The 2066-nt window shown below is 33.5% G+C and carries 1 protein-coding gene; it reads left to right on the forward strand.

The genetic code is table 11. The features are described 5' to 3' along the window. A partial coding sequence (locus GX756_02395) for a DNRLRE domain-containing protein (protein ID NLC16712.1) occupies positions 1-2066 on the forward strand: 2066 nt, incomplete at both ends.

Raw genomic sequence — 2066 nt, forward strand, 5'->3', positions numbered from 1 at the left:
CCTCCTGAGAGTGACCCAGAGCAAGAGGATTATATTGGTCCTACATCATCCGATAAAGTTATTTATTCTAGTAGGGATACATATATTTCAGAAGACGATGTTGAACAAAACATAAATTTTGCACATCAAGACAAATTAAGGGTGTATGGCGGCAAATGGTCCAAACAAAAAAGCGCAATTTTAAGATTTGATATTCCTAAAAATGACATATATTCCGTTAAACTGCAAATAACTGTTATAGCGGTGGAAGAAGTGTCGGTTTCAAAGCCTCAAATAATTGATGTATCCATAATATCAAATCATTATTTAATAGATGAGATAACCTGGAATACATTTAATCATAGCCAGCAGAAAATAAAAATAGGCAATATAATTGTAACTGGCGCTGGAACTTATACTTTGGAGCTAAAGGATTATGTTGCCGATCAAATAAAACAAACGGCTATTACATTATCGTTGTTGCTTGAAGATACGCAAATAAACTCTATTGCAAAAACAGAAATCGGTTCATATGAAAATCCTAATAATGAGCCAAGGCTCAACTTAATCAAAAGAGGAGATTCAGCAGAGCCAGGTTTGATGTTTGAGCCTACAGATGATACTTATTTGCTTTCTTCAGCTAGTAATGGTTTTTCAGATGTTATTTGGGCAAAATCTTCAGGCACAAATCATGTAATTAGAGGTTTTATTAGATTTGATTTAGCAACGCTTCAAGAGGAAATTGATACGGCATATCTTTATTTATATTTTATCGGAAAAGAAACACCTAATACGGAAGGCTTTTCGTTAAGGGTATCCAATTTTAATGATTGGGATGAATCAAGTTTGTCTTGGCAATCAACCCCTCATCCTAATAATTATATAATAAACGACTTGACTCAAATAATCCCTGTATCAAATGAAGGAGTTTGGATAAAAATTGATATAAAACATATACTTACAAATCCAAATTTTGTTGATAAATTATATACCTTTGGAATTTATCCTTCAAAATCAGACGCAGGCGTTATTTTTGCAAGTAAAGAAAGTCTAAATAGCCCGTATATTGCTATTAATCAAGTTGAAGGCGAGACTCCCCAATACAAAGTATCTATTGATATAGTTAACGGAAAAGGCGGAGATGTATTTATATCTAATACTACGGTATTCAAGAATGAAAATTTAACGGTATTGATAAAACCCGAATATGATTATTTCATTGAATATGTTAAAATAAACGGACAAAAAATAGATTTTAGCGACTATTTAATAGTAATTTCTGATATTAATAATGATATTAGTATTGAAGTTAAATTTAACAAGCAAAATTTGCTTATGGCGTCTTTTTCCACCTATACAAGAGAAGATATGCCTAATACTGCATACGATAAAGACGAGTTTTTTGCTGTAAAGACTACATTAACGGGCACAAATTCGCGTATCGGATATTTATGTTTTAAAAATCTTAATGAGGATGTATTGTCTAATAAAGTTATTTTTAGAATAATGGGTTACAAAGCGGTAGAGCTTGGGTCAAAAGCAATGCCAATAGGCGTATATGCTTTTAGCGACGGCGCGAAGTGGCTTGAAAACGGAATCACTTGGAATAACCAGCCCATAAATGATTTATTTTATAAAGGCAAAGTACAAGATGTTGCGGGCGTTAGCGCTTCAGCTGGACTTAAATCAGGCACTAAGCTTGGCGTTTTGAACGCTATTTCTCTAACTTGGTATGAATTGGATATTACAGAATATGTTCATGCTTTGGTTATTGCAGGCATTCATGATTTTGGAATAACGCTTGTGGATGAATGCAATGATGGCGCGCCAAGGTTTGAATTTTATTCAACTATGGCCGCACAAGAATATAGACCGCATTTGAGATTAGACCCGGCGGATAAGTTTGAATTAGAAACAGTTAAAATAACTGTTGATACAGGCGATTATGGGACAGTATTTGGACAAGGCGAGGTAATTATTGGTTATGATTATGAAATATTTATCATATGTGATGCGGGTTATAAAATAAGCCAAGCGATTGTTAATGGACAAGTTGTTAATGTGATACGCAATAAAATCTTGTTAAA

This window comes from Clostridiales bacterium (assembly GCA_012512255.1).
Classification (GTDB): domain Bacteria; phylum Bacillota; class Clostridia; order Christensenellales; family DUVY01; genus DUVY01.